Raw genomic sequence first — 19,638 nt, 5'->3', positions numbered from 1 at the left:
CGCCCACTTCTGTCGGACCGCACAGGACTAGTTTCGACGTGGCCGGCGGCGATAGCATCGCCGCCGGCCATATGCGAAGCATGAGGAGCGAACATGGCGTCGGCGAACGCACTTCCACAGACAGGCCCGGTTCGCTTCTGGGACCGCCTGAATATCAGCACCAAGCGGGTCATCTGGGCCTGGGCGTTTCTCGCCGTGCCCATCATCTTTTACGCCGGCATCCGGTTCTATCCGACATTCCAGGCTTTCTGGCTGTCCCTGACCAATTGGGACCTGTTGCGGCCGGCCCAGTTCATCGGCTTTGCGAACTATCAGAAAATGTTCGCCGATCCGATCTTCTGGAAAGTGTTCCAGAACACGTTCCTCTACCTGATCATCGGCACGCCGGTGAGCCTCGTGGTTTCCTTCGTGATCGCCTACTATCTCGATCGCGTCCGCATCATGCACGGCTTTATCCGTGCCCTCTATTTCCTGCCGTTTCTCACCACGGCCGCGGCCATGGGCTGGGTCTGGCGCTGGTTCTACCAGCCGGTGCCGATCGGGGTGATCAATGGCTTTCTGTCGTCCATCGGCATTGCGCAGCAGCCGTTCCTGCGCTCGGTCGATCAGGCGCTGTTCTCGGTCCTGATCCCGGCGATCTGGGCGGGCCTTGGGTTCCAGATCATCATCTTCATGGCGGGCCTCCGCGCCATTCCCGGCACGTTCTATGAAGCTGCACGCATCGACGGGCTCGGGGAATGGGCGATCCTTCGCAAGATCACCATTCCGCTCCTGAAGCCGACCACGGTGTTCCTCGTCGTGTTCTCTTCCATCGGCTTCCTGCGCATTTTCGACCAGGTCTACAACATGACCACCAATGATCCCGGCGGGCCGCTCAATGCGACCAAGCCGCTGGTGCTCATGATCTACCAGACCGCCTTTTCGTCCTACCAGATGGGCTATGCCGCAGCGCAGACCGTGGTTCTCTTCACCATCCTGCTCATCGTGTCCCTGCTCCAGCTCTATGTGCTGAGGGAAAAGAAATGACCATGGCCTCGACCAAAGAGCTGGCGGCCAATCGCCGCGATATTCGCCCCGGGCGCATCATCACCTGGACCCTGCTGCTGATCGGCGGGTTGATCATGATCACCCCGCTGCTTTTCATGTTCTCGACCTCGCTGAAGACGTCGGGGCAGGTCTATGACCTCCGGCTGATTCCGGCCGCGCCGACGCTCGACAATTATATCAAGGTGCTCGGTGATGGCCGCTTCATGCAGTGGTTCTTCAACTCGACCCTGATCGCGCTGACCGTGACGCTGTCGAATGTCTTCTTCGATAGTCTCGTGGGCTATACGCTGGCGAAATTCGAGTTCCGGGGCCGCTATTTCATCTTCCTCGCGATCCTCTCGACCCTGATGATCCCCACCGAAATGCTTGTCATCCCGTGGTATCTGATGTCGAGCCAGCTCGGTTGGCTGAACTCCTACTGGGGCATCATGTTCCCGGGCATGATGACGGCCTTTGGCACCTTCCTGATGAAGCAGTTCTTTGAGGGCGTGCCGAACGACTTCCTGGAAGCGGCGCGTGTGGACGGGCTCAACGAATTCACCATCTGGTGGAAGATCGCCATGCCCATGGTGGTGCCGGCTATCTCGGCGCTCGCCATCTTCACCTTCCTCGGCAACTGGACGGCCTTCTTCTGGCCGCTGATCGTCACGACCTCCAAGGAGCTCTATACGCTGCCTGTCGGCATTTCGAGCTTCTCGGCGGAGGCTTCCATTCAATGGGAGCTGATCATGACCGGCGCCGCCATCGGCACCATCCCGACGCTTCTCGTCTTCCTCGCTTTGCAGCGCTACATCGTCCGTGGCGTGATGCTGGCCGGTCTCAAGGGTTAAGCCATGACCGATCCCCGTTCTTCCGATCAGTCGGTCTTTCCCGATCCGGTCTATAAGGAAACCGTCCTGGCGCCACTGTTCGATGGCGCCAAGGACCACCATGTCGAAGGCTTTAAGGCCATCGACCGTGCGCATCTGGTGATGCTCACCGAGACCGGCATTCTGGATGCCGCTCAGGCGCGCGATATTGCCGTGGCGCTCGACAGCATCGATGCGGAAATTGAGCCGTCGAAGCTCGTCTACACGGGTGAGGTGGAGGACTTCTTCTTCCTCATCGAGAAGGAACTGAAGAAGCGCGTTGGGCCCGATCTTGGTGGGCGGCTGCACACGGCGCGCTCGCGCAATGATATCGACCATACGCTCTTCAAGCTCGGTCTTCGCGAGCGGCTCAATGTTCTTATTGAGAAGGCACTGAAGCTGCATGCGACGCTGATCGATGCGGCGGAGCGCGAGAAGGACACGCTGATCGTTGCCTATACGCATGGGCAGCCGGCGCAGCCGACGACGTTTGGGCACTATCTCTCGGCCATCGTTGAGTTCGTTGGGCGCGATATCGAGCGGCTGTTTGAGGCCTATCGGATCGTCGAGCTTTCGCCCATGGGCGCGGCCGCGATCACGACGACAGGTTTCCCGACGGATCGGGCCCGGGTGGCGGAGCTTCTGGGTTTTGCGGCGCCGTTGCAGAACTCCTATTCCTGCATTGCCGGGGTGGACTACATCACCTCGACCTATTCGGCCTTGGAACTGATGTTCCTGCACCTGGGGCGCCCGATCCAGGATTTTCAGGTCTGGACCAGCTTCGAGGTGGGGCAGATTTATGTGCCCAATAGCCTCGTGCAGATCTCGTCGATCATGCCGCAAAAGCGCAATCCGGTGCCGATCGAGCATCTTCGCCATTTGGCGAGCCAGACGGCTGGGCGGGCGCATTCCATGCTCACGGTGATGCACAACACGCCCTTTACCGACATGAATGACAGCGAGGGCGAAACGCAGGCCATGGGCTACCAGGCCTTTGCCTCAGCCTATCGCGTGCTCGATCTCTTGGCGGCGCTGGTGCAGCAGATCCGTATCGATCCCAAGCGGGTGCGGGACAATATTTCGCGCTCGTGCATCACCATTACGGAGCTGGCTGACTCGCTCGTGCGCCGGGAAGGGCTGTCCTTCCGCGAGGGGCATGAGATTGCGGCGTCCGTCGCCAAGGCGGTGGTCGCCATGGGTGGCGATCTCGTCAGCGATGGATATGCGCCGTTCACTGCTGCTTTCGAGAAGGCGACCGGACGGCGTTCGGCGCTTGATGAAACCAGCTTCGCGGAAATCGTCTCGCCGGAATATTTCGTCTCGGTGCGCACCCGCTTTGGCGGTCCGGCGCCCGAGCCGCTCAACGCCGCCATCGCCGGTTATCGGCACGACGCTGAGCGGCTTGCTGACATCAATGGAAAAATACTGCGCCGCCAGGCTGATGCCGCGCGCCATGCTGAAAGAGCGCTTTGGCGCATTGAAGGGAACCGTCTAATGGCCAAGATCGAACTGCAGAAACTGGTCAAGGAATACGGCAAGACCCGCGCCGTGCATGGCATTGACCTCACTATCGAAGATGGGGAATTCGTCGTGTTTGTCGGCCCCTCGGGCTGCGGTAAATCGACGACGCTGCGCATGATTGCTGGGCTCGAAGATATTTCGGGCGGCAATCTGCTGATTGGCGGGGAAGTGGTGAACCAGCGCGAGCCCAAGCAGCGCAATATCGCCATGGTGTTCCAGAACTACGCCATCTATCCGCACATGACCGTGGGCCAGAATATCGGTTTTGGGCTTTATACGTCCAAGCTGTCGAAGGCCGAGAAGCAGAAGCGGATCGAGGAAACCGGCAAGATCCTGGGGCTCGAAAAGCTGCTCGATCGGCGGCCGGCGGCTCTGTCCGGTGGCCAGCGCCAACGCGTTGCCATTGGGCGCGCCATGGTGCGTGATCCCGCGGCTTTCCTCTTTGACGAACCGCTATCCAATCTCGATGCGCAGCTGCGCTCGCAGATGCGCATGGAGATCAAGAGCCTCCATCGCCGGCTTGGGACCACGATCGTCTATGTGACGCATGATCAGGTTGAAGCCATGACCATGGCTGACAAGATCGTCGTCATGCGCGACGGCAATATCCTGCAGGTGGGCTCGCCGACCGATCTCTACGAAAACCCGGTCGATGTCTTTACCGCGCGGTTTATCGGCAGCCCGTCGATGAACATGGTTGAGGGCACGATTTCTGGCGGCAATCTGAGCGTGGATGGGGCCACGATTTCGGGGCTGGCTTTGCCGGCGCATGAGGGCAAGGCGCTGATCGGCGTGCGTCCGCATGACCTGGTGGTCGGCGAAGCTACGGGCGCGGGGCTTTCGGCGAGCGGCACGGTCGAGGCGGTGGAGCCGCTGGGTTCCGAAACGCTGGTGCATCTCAATGTCGGCAAGGCGCAGGTTATTGCGACGGCGCCTGGTCGCGTCGTTCCTGCCATCGGCAGCACGGTGTCGGTGCATGCCGGGGCCGGCTCGCTCTACCTCTTCGATGCCGTCAGCGAAAAGGCTCTGGGCCGCGCATGACATCTTCTATTCCACGCGCCGGGGCTGTGCTCAATCTCGGCCGCATCTATTGCGACATGGTGTTTCGCGGGCTCGACGGCATGCCCCAATTGGGGCGCGAGCTTTTTGCCCGCGAATTCGCCCTGACGCCGGGCGGCGGCGCGCTCATTACCGCCGCGCATCTGGCGGCGCTGGGGCGCCACTCGGCGCTCCTGGCGCGGTTTGGCACCGATGCGCTGTCTTCGGCGCTGTCCGAGCAGATCGATGAACTGGGGCTCGACCTGCAGTTTCTCGATCGGCACGAGACGGCGGGGCCGCAGCTGACCGTGGTCATGGTGCATGATGGGGATCGCGCCTTCCTGTCGCGCCGGGCTGGCCATGCGCGGCCGGCCGGGTTCGAGGCGGCACTGGCTTCGCCTGACGTCGCGCATCTGCACATTGCGGAATATGCGACGCTGCACGAAATGCCCGATGCCATTGCTAAGGCCAAAAGCCATGGGCTGACGGTGTCGCTCGATCCGAGCTGGGACGCGGACCTTATCCGGGATCCGCTATTCTTCGAACGGACGACGGGGACCGATGTCTTCCTGCCCAATATGGAAGAAGCAGAGGCACTGACCGGCAAGACCGATCCGGGCGCCGCGCTGGCAGTGCTGCAGCGGCACTTTCCCGTCGTGGCACTGAAGCGGGGTGGCGAGGGCGCTATTCTGGCAGCGGGCGACGAGATCATCGACCTGCCGAGCGCGCGGGTCGAAGTGGTGGATACGACCGGGGCGGGCGATGCCTTCAATGCCGGTTTCATCCACGCCTGGCTCGATGGCGCGGACAATCGCACGGCCTTGACGGCGGCGATCGAGGCTGGCACCCGCTCGGTGCAAGCTTCGGGCGGTACCGGCAGCATTCGCAGCGCGAGCTGATCTTTTCTACATAGAGACCCATGACCAAAGCTCAGTTTCAGGTTTTTTCGTCGCCGGAGTTCGTTGCCCAGGCGGTTGCGTCCCATATCGCGGAGGTGGTTCGGGCGCGCCCGCAAACGGTGCTTGGCCTTGCCACCGGCAAGACGTTTGTGTCGATCTATGAGGCACTGGTGCGGGTGAGCGCCGAGACCGGCCTCTCCTTTGCCGAGGCGTCGAGCTTTAATCTCGATGAATATGTCGGGCTGCCCGTGGGCCATTCGGCCTCGTTCCGGCGCTATATGGAGGAGCATTTCTTCCGCCATGTCGATTTGCCGGCGGATCGGGCCTTGCTGCCCGAGGCCGGTGACGATGCGGAAGCGGCTTGCTCTGCCTATGAGGCGGCGATTGCAGCGCGCGGGGGCGTGGATGTGCAACTTCTCGGCATCGGCCGCAATGGGCACATTGGCTTCAATGAACCCGGTTCGGCCTTTGATGGACGCACCCAGGTGGCCAGGCTGACGCCATCGACGATTGCTGCCAATACCAGCGATTTTCCGCCGGGCGAGGTGCCGCCGCCTGAAGCGATCACCATGGGGATTGGTACGATCCTTGATGCGCACGCCATCGTGCTGGTGGCGACGGGGGCAGCCAAGGCCGAGGCTTTGGCACGGGCCTTTCTGGCGCCGATGGATGTGGATTGCCCGGCCTCTGCCTTGCAGCAGCATGCTCACGTGACCGTGTTCTGCGACGAGGCGGCTTTTGCGGGCATGGGGCCCAAGGCATAGGGACGAGTTAGGGACGCGTTTACCAACGCGCCTCAAGGTGGCGGCGCAGCGAAAGCTGCGTGACGTTCTCTTGAGGCGAGGCTGAAAGCGCGATGCTGAGACCCTTTTCCATTGCGCTGTGCCTGTTGTTGGCAACGCCCAGCTTCGCCGCGGACTGGAAATATGAAGGCGGCAATGTGCCCATCGCCTATTTCGATAATGGCGATGCGCAATTCCAGTTCGCCTGCCGCGGCGGTGACCTCGCCATGGCCTATTGGGTGCGCAAGCCGAGCAAGGAAGTGGCCGGGGCGGCGACCTTGAGCCTCGCGATCAATGCCAGCGGAACGGCATCCGGCAGCCTTGCCGCAACTGGCGGCACGATTTTCGCGCAGGATTTTCCACTCATCCACAGCGATGGCAGCTCGATCCTGGTTCGTGGGCCGGTCGCCCGGCAATGGGCTGCGATCGCGCAAGGCGCTGCCGACCTGATCCGCGTCGGATTCGTGCGGCACAAGGCGCAGGGCGGACTGGAAGTTTTCGACGGGCACGAATTTGGCGCCCGGGGGTCGAATGCGGCTATCGGCAAAGTGCTGCGCCAGTGCGGATAAGCCAAAGGCCCCGTCCGATGTGGAACGGGGCCTCTTGCTTTGAGAAGGTGGCCTTGCGGCCGAAACCTTAGAAGCTGTAGTTCACGCCGGCGCGGATGACGCTGAACTTGTGGCCGATGTCGCGGCCGATGCCGGGGCCATTATAGTTCTGGCTGCCGAGGTCGACATAGAGGTATTCGGCCTTGACCGAGATATTGTCGGTGGCCTTGGCTTCGATGCCGAGACCGGCGGTCCAGCCGAAATGGGTGGCCGACTGCGAGGTGGTGACGCCGCCATTGACGATTTGCGCGGTGCCGCGACCGAAGGCGGCGCCGAGGGTCACATAGGGCATGACCTGGCCAAAAGTGCCGCCGGCGCGGGCACGGACGGTGCCGAACATGTCGAGCTTGGCTTCAAAGGTGCCCGGGGCCGGGTTGTTGGGCTCGCTATAGGCGAGGTTCGCCCATTGCAAGTCGCCTTCGGCGCCGATCACGAGGCCGCCCATATCGGCATTGAAACCGGCCTGGGCACCAGCGGTCCAGCCCGAGCTGTTATTGTTGGTGTTGACGATGGCCGGGTTGACCGTCGTCGTACCCCAGGTATAGCCGCCGTTGACGCCGGCATAGAAGCCGTTCCAGTCGACCACCGAGGTGGACGAATACATGGGGGAAGTGGCCGGGGCGCTGTTCCAGCCCAGATCGGCGGCTCCTGCCGACGCCGTCAGCGTCAGGAGAGCAGAAATCACAATGGCGGAACGCTTCATTTTTGGCCTCGTCGATATGCGCCTAAACATGAGGCCAAAATCGTCTCAAGGTCTTAATGATCGGGTAAGGAATAAGGTTAACGCACCGGGTTTTATCGATTTGTGAAAGGTGGCGTTAGGGAGTCCAAGGCTTTCCGGCTTTTTCAATTCGTCGTCATTGCTGGGCTTGTCCCGGCAATCCATCTCGGGGAGGCCTGCCATCCTGCGGATGGCGTGGACCACCGGGACAAGCCCGGTGGTGACGATGGCTGATATGGCACTTGAGACGCCGCCCGGTGGGTGGCGCAAAGGGGTGTTAGCTCAGCTATGCAGGCCCGGGGCCTCGCGGCCGGTGGAGGCGACGTATTCGGTGTAGCCGCCGCCATAGGCGTGGACGCCTTCGGGGGTCAGCTCGAGCACCCGGTTGGAGAGCGCGGCGAGGAAGTGGCGGTCGTGGCTGACGAAGAGCATGGTGCCTTCATATTGGCTCAGCGCCGTGATCAGCATTTCCTTGGTGGCGATGTCGAGGTGGTTGGTCGGTTCGTCGAGGACCAAAAAGTTCGGCGGATCGAAGAGCATCATGGCCATGACCAGACGGGCCTTTTCGCCACCCGAGAGGACGCGGCACTTTTTTTCGATTTCATCGCCGGAGAAGCCAAAGCAACCGGCAAGGGCGCGGAGCGGGGCTTGGCCCGCCTGCGGGAAGGAATATTCGAGCTGCTGGAAGACGGTCAGGTCGCCATCGAGCACATCCATGGCGTGCTGGGCGAAATAGGCCATTTTTACTGAAGGGCCGCGCGAGACCGTGCCTTGGTCGGGTTCGGTGGTGCCGGTGACCAGTTTCAAAAGAGTCGATTTGCCGGCGCCGTTGATGCCCATGATGGCCCAGCGTTCACGGCGGCGGACATGGAAATCCAAGCCGTCATAGATGGAGCGCGAGCCGTAGCTTTTGGAGACACCCTTAAGTAGGGCAACATCTTCGCCCGAGCGGGGGGCGGGGCGGAATTCGAACTCGACGGTCTGGCGGCGCTTGGGCGGTTCGACGCGGTCGATCTTTTCGATCTTCTTGACGCGGCTCTGCACCTGGGCAGCGTGGGAGGCGCGGGCCTTGAAGCGGGCGATGAAATCGAGCTCTTTCGCCAGCATTGCCTGTTGGCGCTCGAACTGGGCCTGCTGGTTCTTTTCGGCGATGGCGCGCTGCTGCTGATAAAATTCGTAGTTGCCGGAATAGGTGGTCAGCGAGCCGGCGTCGATTTCGACGATTTTCGTGCAGATGCGATTCATGAATTCGCGGTCGTGCGAGGTCATGAACAGGGCGCCTTGATAATTCTGCAGGAAGGCTTCGAGCCAGATGAGGCTTTCGAGGTCGAGGTGGTTGGAGGGTTCGTCGAGGAGGAGCGCGTCGGGGCGCATGAGGAGGATTTTGGCGAGGGCCACGCGCATCTTCCAGCCGCCTGATAGGGCGCCGACATCGCCGTCCATCATTTCCTGGGAGAAGCCGAGGCCATCAAGCACTTCGCGGGCGCGACCATCGAGGGAGTAGCCGTCGAGTTCTTCGAACTGATGCTGGATTTCGCCATAGCGCTCGATGATGGCGTCCATCTCATCGGCCTTGTCGGGATTGCCCATATCGGCTTCGAGGGCGCGCATTTCGACGACGATGGCGCTGACGGGGCCGGCGCCGTCCATGACTTCGGTGACGGCGCTGCGGCCGGACATTTCGCCGACGTCCTGGCTGAAATAGCCGATAGTGGTGCCGCGCTCGACCGAGACCTGGCCTTCGTCAGGCTGTTCTTCGCCGGTAATCATGCGAAAAAGCGTGGTCTTGCCGGCGCCATTGGGACCGACGAGGCCGATCTTTTTCGCCCTTGAGCAGCGTTGCAGATGCCTCGATGAAGACAATCTGCTTGCCGTTTTGCTTGCCGATGCTTTCGAGGCGGATCATTTTTTGGGCTTTCAGACACGCGGGCATCCGTGCCGCTGCCACTGCAACGTTTGTCATGCCGACCTTCGCCGGCGTGACAATCGAGGGTGGGGCGTCTGGTCTGGCTGCCCGCTCAATTGAGACGAGCCGCCCCTAAAGCATTGTCCTCCGCGCGGCGCAAGCGTCGCGCGGGCACATCGGCTATGCCAAAAGGCAAAAGCGTCAGGCGGCGTCGTTGATGAGGCCTTCGGCCATGCCGTATTCGTGGAGCTTCCGGTAGAGCGTCGAGCGGCCGATGCCGAGGGCGCGGGCGACGCGGGACATGCGGCCGCCGTGGTAGTCGATGGCGAAGGCAATGGCCTCGCGCTCGATATCGGAGAGGGCTTGCAGGTCGCCCGACGCATTGAGGAAACGATCCTGCATGGTCTGGGGCGCGGGTTCGGCGCGGAGGCGCGCGGGGGCGCTATCGATGTGGATCGGTGCGGCGAGGACCGCGGCCTGTTCGGTGGCGCGGACGGCTTCTTCGCGGCCAGCGGATTGGGCGAGGATCTGCGGGAAATCCTCGACTTCGAGGAAAGCCGCGTCGGCAAGGACGACGGCACGGTAGCAGGCATTTTCAAGCTGGCGGACATTACCCGGCCAGTCATAGGACGCGAGCAGGTCGAGTGCCGTGGGCGTGAGGCCCAGGACGCGCTTGCCGGCTTCGGCGGCGAAGCGGGCGATGAAATGGGACGTGAGGGCGGTCAGGTCTTCAAGGCGCTCGCGCAGGGGCGGCACGTAGATGGGGAAGACGTTGAGGCGATAGAACAGGTCCTCGCGGAACTCGCCTGATTTGGCGAGGTTGAGGAGGCGCCGATTGGTGGCCGAGATCAGGCGGACATTGACCTTTTCGGGGCGGGTGGCGCCGACCGGTTCGATCTCGCCTTCCTGGAGTGCGCGCAGGAGTTTCACCTGCGTTTCGAGGGGCAGCTCGCCGACCTCGTCGAGGAAGAGGGTGCCATTGTGGGCTTCGGCGAATTTGCCCGGCTGATCGGCAATGGCGCCGGTGAAGGCACCCTTCTTGTGGCCGAAGAGGACGGACTCGACGAGATTGGGCGGGATGGCGCCGCAGTTGACGGTGATGAAGGGTTTGCCGGCGCGGTCCGAGCCGCCCTGGATGATGCGGGCGACCAGTTCCTTGCCGACGCCGGTTTCGCCCTCGATGAGGACGGGGATCGGGCTCTTGGCCGCTTTTGCAGAAAGCGAGAGCACGCGGGCCATGGCCGGGGCGCTGGCGATCATGTCTGACGGCGAAAACGTGCCCGAGCGGCGGGCGTGTTCGGAGCGAATGGCGGCTTCGAGCGTGTCGAGCTTGAGGGCATTGCGCAGCGAGACGACGAGGCGTTCCGGCGAGACCGGTTTGACGAAATAGTCGGCCGCGCCCTGGCGCATGGCGGAGATGACCGTCTCGAGCGAAGAGTTGGCCGTCTGGATGATGACGGGGGTCGTCAGGCCCTCGGCGCGCATGGCGGCCATCACACCCATGCCGTCGAGATCGGGCATGACGAGATCGAGGATCATGGCGCCAATCTGGCGGTCGTCGCGCAGAATGGCGAGCGCCTGTTCGCCGCCGGTGGCGGTCAGCGGCTTGAAGCCGGCACGGTTAGCAATTTCAGCCGTCAGGCGCAGCTGCACCGGATCGTCGTCGACCACAAGAACGCGCGTCATGCCTATCCCAAGTTCATTTCGTTGCTCGGCACGAATCGGGTGTGCCGTTTTGGGAGAGAATGAGGAAAGGGACTTAAGAGGGTGTTAATCCTAATGAATTGGTCTGCGCTGCCGCGCGCGGCAGGGCAAATAAAAAGGGCCGCGGAAAATTCCGTGACCCCCTGAGTTCAGAACCTTTGGTCGTCCAACCAGACTAGTTCCGCTCCATCACATTGTAGCGGGTGATTTCGTCTTTTACTTCCAGCTTTTTGCGTTTCAGCGTGGAGACCATCAGGTCATCATATTGGCGATTCTGCATCTCTGCCTGAATCTGCCGGTCCAGTTCCTGGTGGCGCCTTTCCAGCGCTGCGATGTGGCCTTCAGTGGTCATAGACAACTCCTTCGACATCGTGGACGAAGGCATAGTCACAAATCTTTCACGCTTTGTCGACCGCCTCAAAAGGGGGTGATCGAATTGAGATGCAAATCGTGATGCGATGCGTTAACCAAGTGTGACTTGATGCACGACTAGCCGGTTTCGTGGATGTTGCAGCTCGACAAGGAACAGGAAGCCCAGTTTGGGCTGGAGCTGGCGACAAAGCGCCAGGAACATGCGGATCTCGATGCCGCCATCCATACCTTGACGCAATCGCAATTTGCCGACCGGATGCTGGTGCAGCGGCTCAAGAAGCGCAAGCTGGCGCTGAAAGATCGCATCGTGCAGCTTGAAAGCTTCCTGCTTCCAGACATTATCGCCTGACGCTTTTGGCGGCTCACGCCTTGAGCGCTGCCGCATTTTAGGCTAGATGCGCGCTTTGCGGAGCGGCAGGGGGAGAACTCGCCATGCTCAAGCCACCTGTTGCCATTGTCATGGGCAGCCAATCGGACTGGCCCACCATGCGGCTGGCCGCCGAAACCCTCGAAAATCTCGAAGTCGAATATGAGGCGCGGATCGTCTCGGCGCATCGTACGCCCGAGCGGATGGTCGATTTCGCCATGAACGCCAAGGCCGAGGGCTTTAAGATCATCATTGCCGGGGCCGGGGGCGCGGCGCACCTGCCGGGCATGATCGCGGCGCTGACGCCGCTGCCGGTGTTCGGCGTGCCGGTGCGCTCCAAGGCGCTCAGCGGCATGGATAGTCTCTATTCCATCGTGCAGATGCCGGGAGGCGTGCCCGTGGGGACGCTGGCCATTGGCGAGCCGGGCGCAATCAATGCGGCGCTGCTGGCCGCTGCCGTCCTCGCTCTCAACGATGAAGAACTGGCCGATCGGCTCGATGCGCATCGCGCGCGGCAGACTGCCTCCGTCCCGCAATTTCCTTCCGATACCGAGTAGAGCCTTGTCCGATTCACCCGTCTCGCTGCGTCCTGGTTCCACCATCGGTATTCTGGGGGGCGGGCAGCTTGGTCGTATGCTGGCTTTGGCCGGCGCCAAGCTCGGTTTGAAGAGCCATATCTATTGCCCGGACCCGCAGAGCCCGGCTTTTGATGTGACGCCGTTCAAGACGGTGGCGGCATATGATGACGAAGCGGCGCTGCGGAAGTTCGCGGCTGAGGTCGACGTCATCACCTATGAATTCGAGAATGTGCCGGCGGCGACGGCGGAAATCTTGGGCGCCCTGAAGCCGCTGCGGCCGGGCGCCAATGCACTGGCGATCTCGCAGGACCGGTTGGCCGAGAAGGGATTCCTGGCTTCCAAGAATATTCCGGTGGCGCCTTATCGCGCGGTGCATTCGCTGGATGATCTGAAGGCGGCGGTGGCGGAGCTGGGACTGCCGGCGGTGCTGAAGACGACGCGGCTTGGCTATGACGGCAAGGGGCAGCGGGTGCTGCGCGAGCCGGGCGATGCCGAGGCGGCGTTTGTCGAGCTAAAACCGCATCCGCTGGTGCTGGAAGGGTTTGTGCCTTTTGAGAAGGAAATTTCGGTGGTCGTGGCGCGCGGGGCCGATGGCTCGGTTAGGGCGTTCGATCCGGCCGAGAATGTGCACCGGAACCATATTCTCTACACTTCGACGGTGCCGGGCGATATTGCGCCGGGTATTGCCAAGCATGCTGCAATGCTCGCCAAGGTGATTGTCGTGGCGCTGGACTATGTCGGGGTTCTTGGCGTCGAATTCTTCGTGCTTGGCGGAGAGCGGCCAAGTCTGGTGGTCAATGAGATTGCACCGCGCGTGCATAATTCGGGGCACTGGACGGAGGCAGTTTGCCTTACCGATCAGTTCGAGCAGCATATGCGGGCGGTGGCCGGCTGGCCACTTGGCGATCCCAAGCGCTATGCTGATGTGGTGATGCAGAATCTCGTCGGAGACGAAGTGGACGTCGTGCCGGATGGCATCGACGGCGATACCCAGCCGCATCTTTACGGCAAGGCGGAAGCGCGGCCGGGGCGGAAGATGGGGCACATCAACCGCATCGTGCGGCCTGACTAACTAGCGGGCGAGCCAGTTTCCGAAAGCGTCGGCGACGGCTTTGGGGTTTTCCATGGTCGGCAGGTGGGCGCTTTTGGCGAAGCGGACGATGTCGGCATGGGGGACGGTTGCGGCCATTTCCTCGGCCAGCTCCATGGGCGTGAGGACGTCTTCGGTGCCGACGCCGATCAGGGTCGGGATCTTGATGCCAGCGAGGTCGGGGCGGGAATCGGGACGGCCCAAAATGGCCTGCTGCTGGCGGATATAGGCGTCCTGGCCGAGGCGTTCAGCCATGGCCTGCACTTCCTCGGCGAGCGGCGTGTTGAGATTGCGCTTGGCGACAAGGCTTGGAAGCAGGCTGCGCGAGACGCCGATGAATTTTCCGAGTTTGACGTTTTCGATGCCCTTGCGCCGGGCCTCGCGGCGCTCGTCGCTGTCGGGGCGGGCGGAGGTGTCGAGAAGGGCAAGGTGGGTGACGCGGTCGGGCGCCTGGCGCATGATTTCGAGCGCGACATAGCCGCCCATGGAAAGGCCGGCCAGCGCGAATTTGGGCGGTGCTGCCGCAAGAGTGCGGCTTGCCATGGCGGCGACGGATTCATCGAGCGTGAGATCGGCGACCATGGGCGCGATGGTGTCCCGCAGGGGCAGGACAACGTCGCGCCAGAGGCGGGCATCGCAGAGCAGACCAGGCAGGAGGACGATGGGGGTGAGCACGGGTCCAACCTCTTGAGAGCAGTAAAGAAGCGGTAGACCGCTTCGGAAATTCAGGCAATACGCCGAATTTCCTGACTCGCATGTGGACAAGTCGCAAGAGGCGAGCTATATAGCGCGCCACGGTGACCGGCTCGGCTGGTCGGCGAAGTGGTTGTTATGGCTGTTTCGCTCCTATCCAAAACAATTTGCCAAAGCTTTGAAGGGGCAGTTGACCTTTGCAAGTAGTCGTTCGCGATAACAATGTAGACCAGGCGCTGCGCGCCCTGAAGAAGAAGCTGCAGCGCGAAGGCGTCTTCCGCGAAATGAAGCTGCGCAACTACTACGAAAAGCCCTCTGAGAAGAAGGCTCGCCAGAAGGCCGAGGCCGTTCGTCGCGCCCGCAAGCTGGCTCGCAAGCGCGCACAGCGCGAAGGCTTGATCGCCGCTCCGGCGCCGCGCAGCTAGTCAGCGCGAAGCGTCGAAAAATTTGAAAACGCCGTCCTTCGGGGCGGCGTTTTTGTTTTGGGGTTTTGTATTTCCCCACGATCGTCACCACCGGGCTTGTCCCGGTGGTCCCCAGCGGAGGCGAGATGGATTGCCGGGACAAGCCCGGCAATGACGATGGAGGGGACAGGGGCGATGGGCGCTGGCTCTAGGCCCGGCGCAGGCGCCAGAGGTCGGTCAGCGCGAGAACGATCGCGAGGGCGGCAAGGCCGGGCATGAGTGTGACGAGGGCCGTGCGGGCTTCGGGGAAGAAGAGCGTGCGGGCGAGGGACGCCAGAAAGCCGCCGCCCATCTGGAAGAAGCCGGTCAGCGCACCGGCAGAGCCGGCGATTTCGCCGAAGCCGGACATGGCGGCGGCCGTGGCGCTGGGGCTGAGGCAAGCGAGCGAGAGCATCCAGAAGCCGACCGGGATCATTACGGCCAGGACCTCATTGGGCCAGAGGCGCGGACCCGCGGCGTAGCCGAGGCCGGCGAGGGCGATCAGCACGAGCCCTATGGCGACCAGTTGCCAGCCATCGAGATGCTTGGAGAGGCGCGCGGCAATGAGGTTGCCGGTGATGAAGGAGCCGGTCTGGATCAGCATGGCCATGGCGAACTGGAAGGGCGTCAGGCCGATCTGGTCGATGAGCACGAAGGGCAGCAGGGCGGCGGAGGCATAGAAGCCACCGAAGGCAGCGGCGAGGGTGCCGGCGGGCAGGAGGAAGGCCGGGGCGCGGAGCAGGCGGCCGTAATTGCCGATGATGGTGGACGGTTTTAGCGGGACGCGCCGATCTTCGGGCAGGGTTTCGCGGGCGGAAAAGCCGAGCAGGGCGATGATGGCGAGGCCGAAGCCCGCCATGACCACGAACATGACGTGCCATGTGCCGACGAGCATGATGACGCTGCCGAGGGTCGGGGCGACGGCGGGCGCGACGGTCAGCACGAGATTGATCAGGGTGAGGATGCCGATGGCTTCGCGTCCGACAAAGAGATCGCGCACCATGGCGCGCGACAGGGCGACGCCGGCGGAGACGCCAAAGCCTTGCAGCACGCGGCCGAGGAGCAGGACTTCGAGGCTCGGGGCGAAGGTGGCGACAAGACCGCCGAGGACGTAGATGGCGAAGAAGGCGATGCCGGTGGCGCGGCGGCCGAAGCGATCGGAGAGCGGGCCACAGATGAGCTGGGCGAGCGCGAAGGCGGCGAAATAGACCGTGAGGGTCAGCTTGCCGCCGGCATCATTGGTGCCGAGATCGGTGACGAGGGAAGGGAGGGCCGGGGCGTAGAGCGTGAGGCTCAGGGGGCCCGTTGCCACCATGAGGCCGCCGATGATGGCCGTGCGGCGACCGGACATGGCGGGTGAAACTGTGCTGGTCTGGTCGGTCATTGGTCTAGATAGGCTTTGTCAGTTCACTGCGCCCGCGCGGATGAAGAAGGCCCTGGCCTTGTCCCAGATGCCGGCTTTCCAGAGGTCGGAATGGCCGGCGTCGGGGACGATCCAGAGTTCGTCGGGATTGGGGGCGAGGGCATAGAGGCGTTCGCCATTGGAGACGTCGATGGTGCGGTCACCGGTGCCGTGGGCGACCATGACGGGCTCGGTAACATCGGCGATCCACTCATTGGAGCGGAACTGGTCGAGCATGACCCAGTTCACCGGAAGAATGGGATAGCGCTCGGCGGCGACCGTGACGGCGGAAAGGAAGGGCGTTTCGAGCAGCAGCGCTTTGGCGTCCCGCTCGCTGGCGACATAGGTCGCCGGGCCCGTACCGAGCGAGCGGCCCCAGATGACGATGGGAACGTTTTGCGTCGCGGCCCAGTCATAGGCGGCGATGGCGTCGGCCAAAATGCCGGCTTCGGTGATGGTGCCGGGAGACATGGGAAAACCGCGATAATCGAAGGCGAGAAAGCCAAAGCCCTCCGAGACGAAGCGTTCGTAGCGGACGTGTTCGCCAGAAAAACTGCCGGAATTGCCCTTGTAGTAGACGATCAGCGGCTTGCCGGGCTGGGGCGGCTGGTACCACCCATTGATGACGGCGCCATCGACGGGGATGGAAATTTCCTCGGCGTTGGGAAGGAGCGCTTCGGCGAGGGGCGTTATTTCGCCCGTCGCCTCATATTGCAGGGCGCGCTGGTTGAAATACATGAAGCCCACGGCCCCCGTGTAAACCACGAGGACCAGGAGGACGAGGGCAATGGCCCCGATGCGGATGAGTTTCACCGGCGTGTTCCCGAACAGACTTTTGCCTAGCCTATAGCAGGCCCGACGTCTTTGAGCATGTCTTTGTCCCGAAACCAGTGGCCACTTTCGGGAGACATGCCTGGGGTCACAGTTCGGAAATCGTCTTGTCGAGCGCCTGGGCAAAGACCTCGTCGGGCTGGGCGCCTGACAGGGCGTATTTCTCGCCGAAGACGAAGAAGGGAACGCCGCGAATGCCCTGCTGGGCGGCGGAGGTCGCGAGCTGTTCGGTGATCGAGAGCTCGTTGGCGTCGTTCATGGCGTCGAGCGCGTCGCCGCGGTCCCAGCCGAATTTCACCGCGACATCGGCCAGCGTATTGTCGTCGTTGATCTGCTGGTGGTCGAGGAAATAGGCCTCGGCAATGGCATTGGCGAGTTCGTGCTGATTGCCATTGGGCTTTGAGAGCCGGGTAATGGTGTGCGCCTTGGCAGTATTGAACATGCGCGGCTGCTGGGAGAGGTCGAGATCGATGCCGGCCTTCTTGGCTTCGCCTTCAACGCGCGCCCACATTTCCTTGGGGTCGCGGCCATACTTGGCCTTCAGCATTTCGCCGACATCGACGCCTTCGGGCGGAACGGTGGGGTCGAGATAGAAGGGGTGGTTTTCAACGACCACTTCAACGTCTTCGGGGAGTTTGGCGAGGGCCTGGTCCAGACGGGCCGAGCCGACGAGGCACCAGGGGCATACGACATCGGTAAAGACATCGATCTTGAGCAAGCGAGCCATCTTGCGCTCCAGTAGATGAGATTGCCCTCACATGGAACGCAGAGGCGCGGCTCGCAAGAAGGCACTTTGCGGTAACTGGCCTAGCTTGCTGCTGGTGCCGGATTTTGAGCGTTGATCAAGGCGAAGGGCGGGCTCCAGGCGGCAGCGACAGCAAGGCCGAGAGCGGCGCCAAAGCCGACCCAAACAAGGACCGGCAGCATCAACCAGCCGCCAAGACGGGAGGCCGTGGCGACACGCAGGCTCGTGGCCAGGGCGAGGAGCAGGACCGTGGTCATGACCAGCGCCAGAGCAAGGGAATCGAGCGCGGCAGCGGGGAAAGGAAATGCGATCATGGCTGCGACGAGCGCGATGCCCCAGGGAAGGACATTGCCGTTCTTGTTCGCGGCAAGGCCAATGGCGAGACCGACGGAAAACAGCAGGACGAGATGAATGGCGGCACCGGCCCAGCCGGGAAGTCCGGCAGGCGAGAAGAAGTGCGGCTGGAGGCCGGCAGCTTCGGCCAGGAAATTGGCGGCGCCAAAGGCAGCAAGCGGCAGAACGGCTGAGAGCGCCAGGCGTGCCAGGGCGCCGAAATCGACCGCGTGGGCGGTCGGATGCAGGCTATTTTCTTTCGCCGTCAAGGTCGCCATTTGCGGCTCCCACTGTTCATTGTCGGGAGTCAATGGCTCTGGAGGGTGAGAGGTTCCCCATTGGGTTAACACTCTCCCGTGTAGGGATAACTTGCGGAGGACGGTGGCGAGGACTATCTGGGGCCGGTCTTTGCAAGGAAGCGGCCATGGCAGATCAGGATCAGAACGAGCGGCTTGAGCGCCTCGAAAGCCGTGTGGCTTTCCAGGACCAGACCATCGAGGATCTCAACGCCGTCATCACCGAGCAGTGGACCGTGATCGAGCAGCTGCGGCGCAAGATCGAGGTCATGGAAGAGCAGGTGCGCAGCGGCGGCTATATCGCTGATCCATCAAGCGAAAAGCCACCGCCGCATTACTGAGTTCTAGCGGCTCAGCGTTTCTGCGAGGAATGGCAGGCTGATATCCATGCGGTAATCGACGCTGGAATGATTGTCCGGGAATTCCTCGTAGCGGTGGGCGATGCCCTTCTGGTCGAGCGTGCGGTGGATGCGGCGGGAGCCGTAGAGGATGTTGTACTGATCCTCGGTGCCGCAATCGAAATAAAAGCCCTTCAGTTTGGCGATGGATTTTGCGTGGGTTTCGACCATCCGGGCCGGGTCCCATTTCAGCCAATTGGCCCAGCGCTCTTCGATCAGTTCGCAAGTGTCCAGAGTGACGGGCAGGCGCAGGCCGAGGAAGGTGCTCGGTTCCGGATCGGGGTCAAAGCTGGCGGCCTGGGCGAGGATCATGAGCAGGAGCGTGTCCTTGCCGTCGATCTTCTCCTTGGCTTCAAAGGCGCGCATCCAGATTTCGATGGAATTGTCTGATTTCGCCAGCGCCCGCAGGCTGTTGGGGAATTCCGGGATATAGAGATTTTCAAAGCCGGCATCGCCCGAATGGCTGGCGGCGGCAGACCAGAAATCGGCGTGCAGCATGGCATGGACCAGCGAGCCGAAGCCGCCTGAGGATTTGCCGAAGACGCCGCGCTTGCCACTGCCGCCGCAGGCGAACTTTTGTTCCACGAAGGGGACCATTTCGGCGGTGAGGAAGTCCTCATAATTTCCGAGAATGGGGCTGTTCACATATTGATTGCCGCCGAGGCGGGAAAAACAATCGGGGAAGGCGACGACGACGGGCGGCATTTTCTTGTCGCCGATCAGGCGATCGAGGCGCTCGGGGACGTTTTCGCCGAAATTCTTCCAGGCCGTGTGGGCGGGGCCGCCGGCGGTGTAGCCGACGAGATCGACCAGCAGCGGCAGGCCTTCACCGGTATGGCCGGCGGGAATGTAGACGTCGACAAGACGCTCTGTCGGGTCGCCGAGGCGATTGCCGGCGAGGGCCTTGCTGTCGATGGTCAAGCGATGGACGGTGCCGGGGGCGTGGGTCGTGCGGCGCATGGCGTGTTCCCGAATGTTGGCCTGGCCCCCGGTTTGCCGGTTGGCGTCCGGCTTGG

At 62.4% G+C, this 19,638-nt stretch carries 20 protein-coding genes and 2 pseudogenes; 12 read left to right on the top strand and 10 right to left on the bottom strand.

Features of this window, described 5'->3' with window-relative positions:
- The first annotated feature begins 93 nt into the window (after nt 1-93).
- From NVV77_RS14750 to NVV77_RS14720, 7 genes and pseudogenes are all read left to right on the top strand, one after another.
- The gene (locus NVV77_RS14750) at nt 94-1,026 is read left to right on the top strand and encodes a carbohydrate ABC transporter permease (protein WP_295414578.1); all 933 of its coding nucleotides are present in this window, start codon (nt 94-96) and stop codon (nt 1,024-1,026) included.
- Between the two features lie 2 nt (nt 1,027-1,028).
- Nucleotides 1,029-1,877: a carbohydrate ABC transporter permease gene (locus tag NVV77_RS14745; RefSeq protein ID WP_295414577.1), complete on the top strand. Its 849-nt coding sequence runs from the start codon at nt 1,029-1,031 to the stop codon at nt 1,875-1,877.
- Between the two features lie 3 nt (nt 1,878-1,880).
- A pseudogene (argH, locus tag NVV77_RS14740) lies at nt 1,881-3,281 on the top strand (argininosuccinate lyase); the annotation flags it as partial.
- A gap of 108 nt (nt 3,282-3,389) precedes the next feature.
- Complete coding sequence (locus NVV77_RS14735; protein WP_295414700.1) at nt 3,390-4,457, top strand: ABC transporter ATP-binding protein; 1,068 nt, start codon at nt 3,390-3,392, stop codon at nt 4,455-4,457.
- Nucleotides 4,454-5,353 carry a carbohydrate kinase family protein gene (locus NVV77_RS14730; protein WP_295414576.1) on the top strand — a complete coding sequence of 300 codons (900 nt, stop codon included), beginning with the start codon at nt 4,454-4,456 and terminating at the stop codon, nt 5,351-5,353. Before NVV77_RS14735 ends, NVV77_RS14730 begins: the two co-directional genes overlap by 4 nt.
- Before the next feature lie 20 nt (nt 5,354-5,373).
- Entirely contained in the window at nt 5,374-6,117 is a 744-nt protein-coding gene (locus NVV77_RS14725) for a glucosamine-6-phosphate deaminase (protein ID WP_295414574.1), read from the top strand.
- 92 nt (nt 6,118-6,209) lie between these two features.
- Nucleotides 6,210-6,704: a hypothetical protein gene (locus NVV77_RS14720; protein ID WP_295414572.1), complete on the top strand. Its 495-nt coding sequence runs from the start codon at nt 6,210-6,212 to the stop codon at nt 6,702-6,704.
- 67 nt (nt 6,705-6,771) lie between these two features.
- Here the strand turns inward: NVV77_RS14720 and NVV77_RS14715 are convergent, their stop codons facing one another.
- The 4 genes and pseudogenes from NVV77_RS14715 to NVV77_RS14700 all read right to left on the bottom strand — a co-directional run bounded on the left by NVV77_RS14715 (nt 6,772) and on the right by NVV77_RS14700 (nt 11,426).
- Nucleotides 6,772-7,446: an outer membrane protein gene (locus NVV77_RS14715; protein WP_295414570.1), complete on the bottom strand. Its 675-nt coding sequence runs from the start codon at nt 7,444-7,446 to the stop codon at nt 6,772-6,774.
- 300 nt (nt 7,447-7,746) lie between these two features.
- Nucleotides 7,747-9,370 (bottom strand): annotated as a pseudogene (locus NVV77_RS14710) (ABC-F family ATP-binding cassette domain-containing protein).
- Between the two features lie 201 nt (nt 9,371-9,571).
- Nucleotides 9,572-11,056 carry a sigma-54 dependent transcriptional regulator gene (locus NVV77_RS14705; RefSeq protein ID WP_295414568.1) on the bottom strand — a complete coding sequence of 495 codons (1,485 nt, stop codon included), beginning with the start codon at nt 11,054-11,056 and terminating at the stop codon, nt 9,572-9,574.
- 193 nt (nt 11,057-11,249) lie between these two features.
- Nucleotides 11,250-11,426, bottom strand: a complete 177-nt coding sequence (locus NVV77_RS14700; protein ID WP_295414566.1) for a DUF465 domain-containing protein — start codon at nt 11,424-11,426, stop codon at nt 11,250-11,252.
- Between the two features lie 153 nt (nt 11,427-11,579).
- On the opposite strand from NVV77_RS14700, the gene NVV77_RS14695 reads away from it, so the two are divergent.
- The 3 genes from NVV77_RS14695 (at nt 11,580) to NVV77_RS14685 (ending at nt 13,463) form a co-directional block, all read left to right on the top strand.
- Nucleotides 11,580-11,795: a DUF465 domain-containing protein gene (locus tag NVV77_RS14695; protein ID WP_056312046.1), complete on the top strand. Its 216-nt coding sequence runs from the start codon at nt 11,580-11,582 to the stop codon at nt 11,793-11,795.
- Nucleotides 11,796-11,878: 83 nt separating this feature from the next.
- Nucleotides 11,879-12,370: a 5-(carboxyamino)imidazole ribonucleotide mutase gene (gene purE / locus NVV77_RS14690; RefSeq protein ID WP_295414563.1), complete on the top strand. Its 492-nt coding sequence runs from the start codon at nt 11,879-11,881 to the stop codon at nt 12,368-12,370.
- A 4-nt stretch (nt 12,371-12,374) separates the two neighbouring features.
- On the top strand, nt 12,375-13,463 hold the full coding sequence (locus NVV77_RS14685; RefSeq protein ID WP_295414562.1) for a 5-(carboxyamino)imidazole ribonucleotide synthase: 1,089 nt from the start codon (nt 12,375-12,377) through the stop codon (nt 13,461-13,463).
- Here the strand turns inward: NVV77_RS14685 and NVV77_RS14680 are convergent, their stop codons facing one another.
- Nucleotides 13,464-14,156 carry an alpha/beta fold hydrolase gene (locus NVV77_RS14680; protein ID WP_295414560.1) on the bottom strand — a complete coding sequence of 231 codons (693 nt, stop codon included), beginning with the start codon at nt 14,154-14,156 and terminating at the stop codon, nt 13,464-13,466.
- Between the two features lie 215 nt (nt 14,157-14,371).
- Between NVV77_RS14680 and rpsU the strand changes: the two genes are divergently transcribed.
- Nucleotides 14,372-14,599 carry a 30S ribosomal protein S21 gene (gene rpsU / locus NVV77_RS14675; RefSeq protein ID WP_035086964.1) on the top strand — a complete coding sequence of 76 codons (228 nt, stop codon included), beginning with the start codon at nt 14,372-14,374 and terminating at the stop codon, nt 14,597-14,599.
- A 187-nt stretch (nt 14,600-14,786) separates the two neighbouring features.
- On the opposite strand, the gene NVV77_RS14670 is transcribed toward rpsU, so the two are convergent.
- From NVV77_RS14670 to NVV77_RS14655, 4 genes are all read right to left on the bottom strand, one after another.
- Nucleotides 14,787-16,001 (bottom strand): multidrug effflux MFS transporter, encoded by a 1,215-nt coding sequence (locus NVV77_RS14670; protein ID WP_295414558.1) that lies wholly within the window; start codon nt 15,999-16,001, stop codon nt 14,787-14,789.
- An 18-nt stretch (nt 16,002-16,019) separates the two neighbouring features.
- Entirely contained in the window at nt 16,020-16,832 is an 813-nt protein-coding gene (locus NVV77_RS14665; RefSeq protein WP_295414556.1) for an alpha/beta hydrolase, read from the bottom strand.
- Between the two features lie 106 nt (nt 16,833-16,938).
- Nucleotides 16,939-17,577, bottom strand: coding sequence for a DsbA family oxidoreductase (locus NVV77_RS14660; protein ID WP_295414554.1), 639 nt, complete (start codon nt 17,575-17,577; stop codon nt 16,939-16,941).
- Between the two features lie 80 nt (nt 17,578-17,657).
- Nucleotides 17,658-18,206, bottom strand: a complete 549-nt coding sequence (locus NVV77_RS14655; RefSeq protein ID WP_295414552.1) for a tryptophan-rich sensory protein — start codon at nt 18,204-18,206, stop codon at nt 17,658-17,660.
- 146 nt (nt 18,207-18,352) lie between these two features.
- Here NVV77_RS14655 and NVV77_RS14650 point away from each other — a divergent pair, with 146 nt between their 5' ends.
- A complete protein-coding gene (locus NVV77_RS14650) occupies nt 18,353-18,565 on the top strand; it encodes a SlyX family protein (protein ID WP_295414551.1) in 213 nt (70 codons plus the stop codon).
- A gap of 3 nt (nt 18,566-18,568) precedes the next feature.
- Here NVV77_RS14650 and NVV77_RS14645 read toward each other — a convergent pair whose 3' ends face one another.
- Entirely contained in the window at nt 18,569-19,582 is a 1,014-nt protein-coding gene (locus NVV77_RS14645; RefSeq protein ID WP_295414549.1) for an alpha/beta hydrolase-fold protein, read from the bottom strand.
- Nucleotides 19,583-19,638: the final 56 nt, after the last annotated feature.

This window comes from Devosia sp., assembly GCF_024707125.1.
Lineage (GTDB): Bacteria > Pseudomonadota > Alphaproteobacteria > Rhizobiales > Devosiaceae > Devosia.
This window is presented reverse-complemented; position numbering and strand designations above follow the sequence as displayed.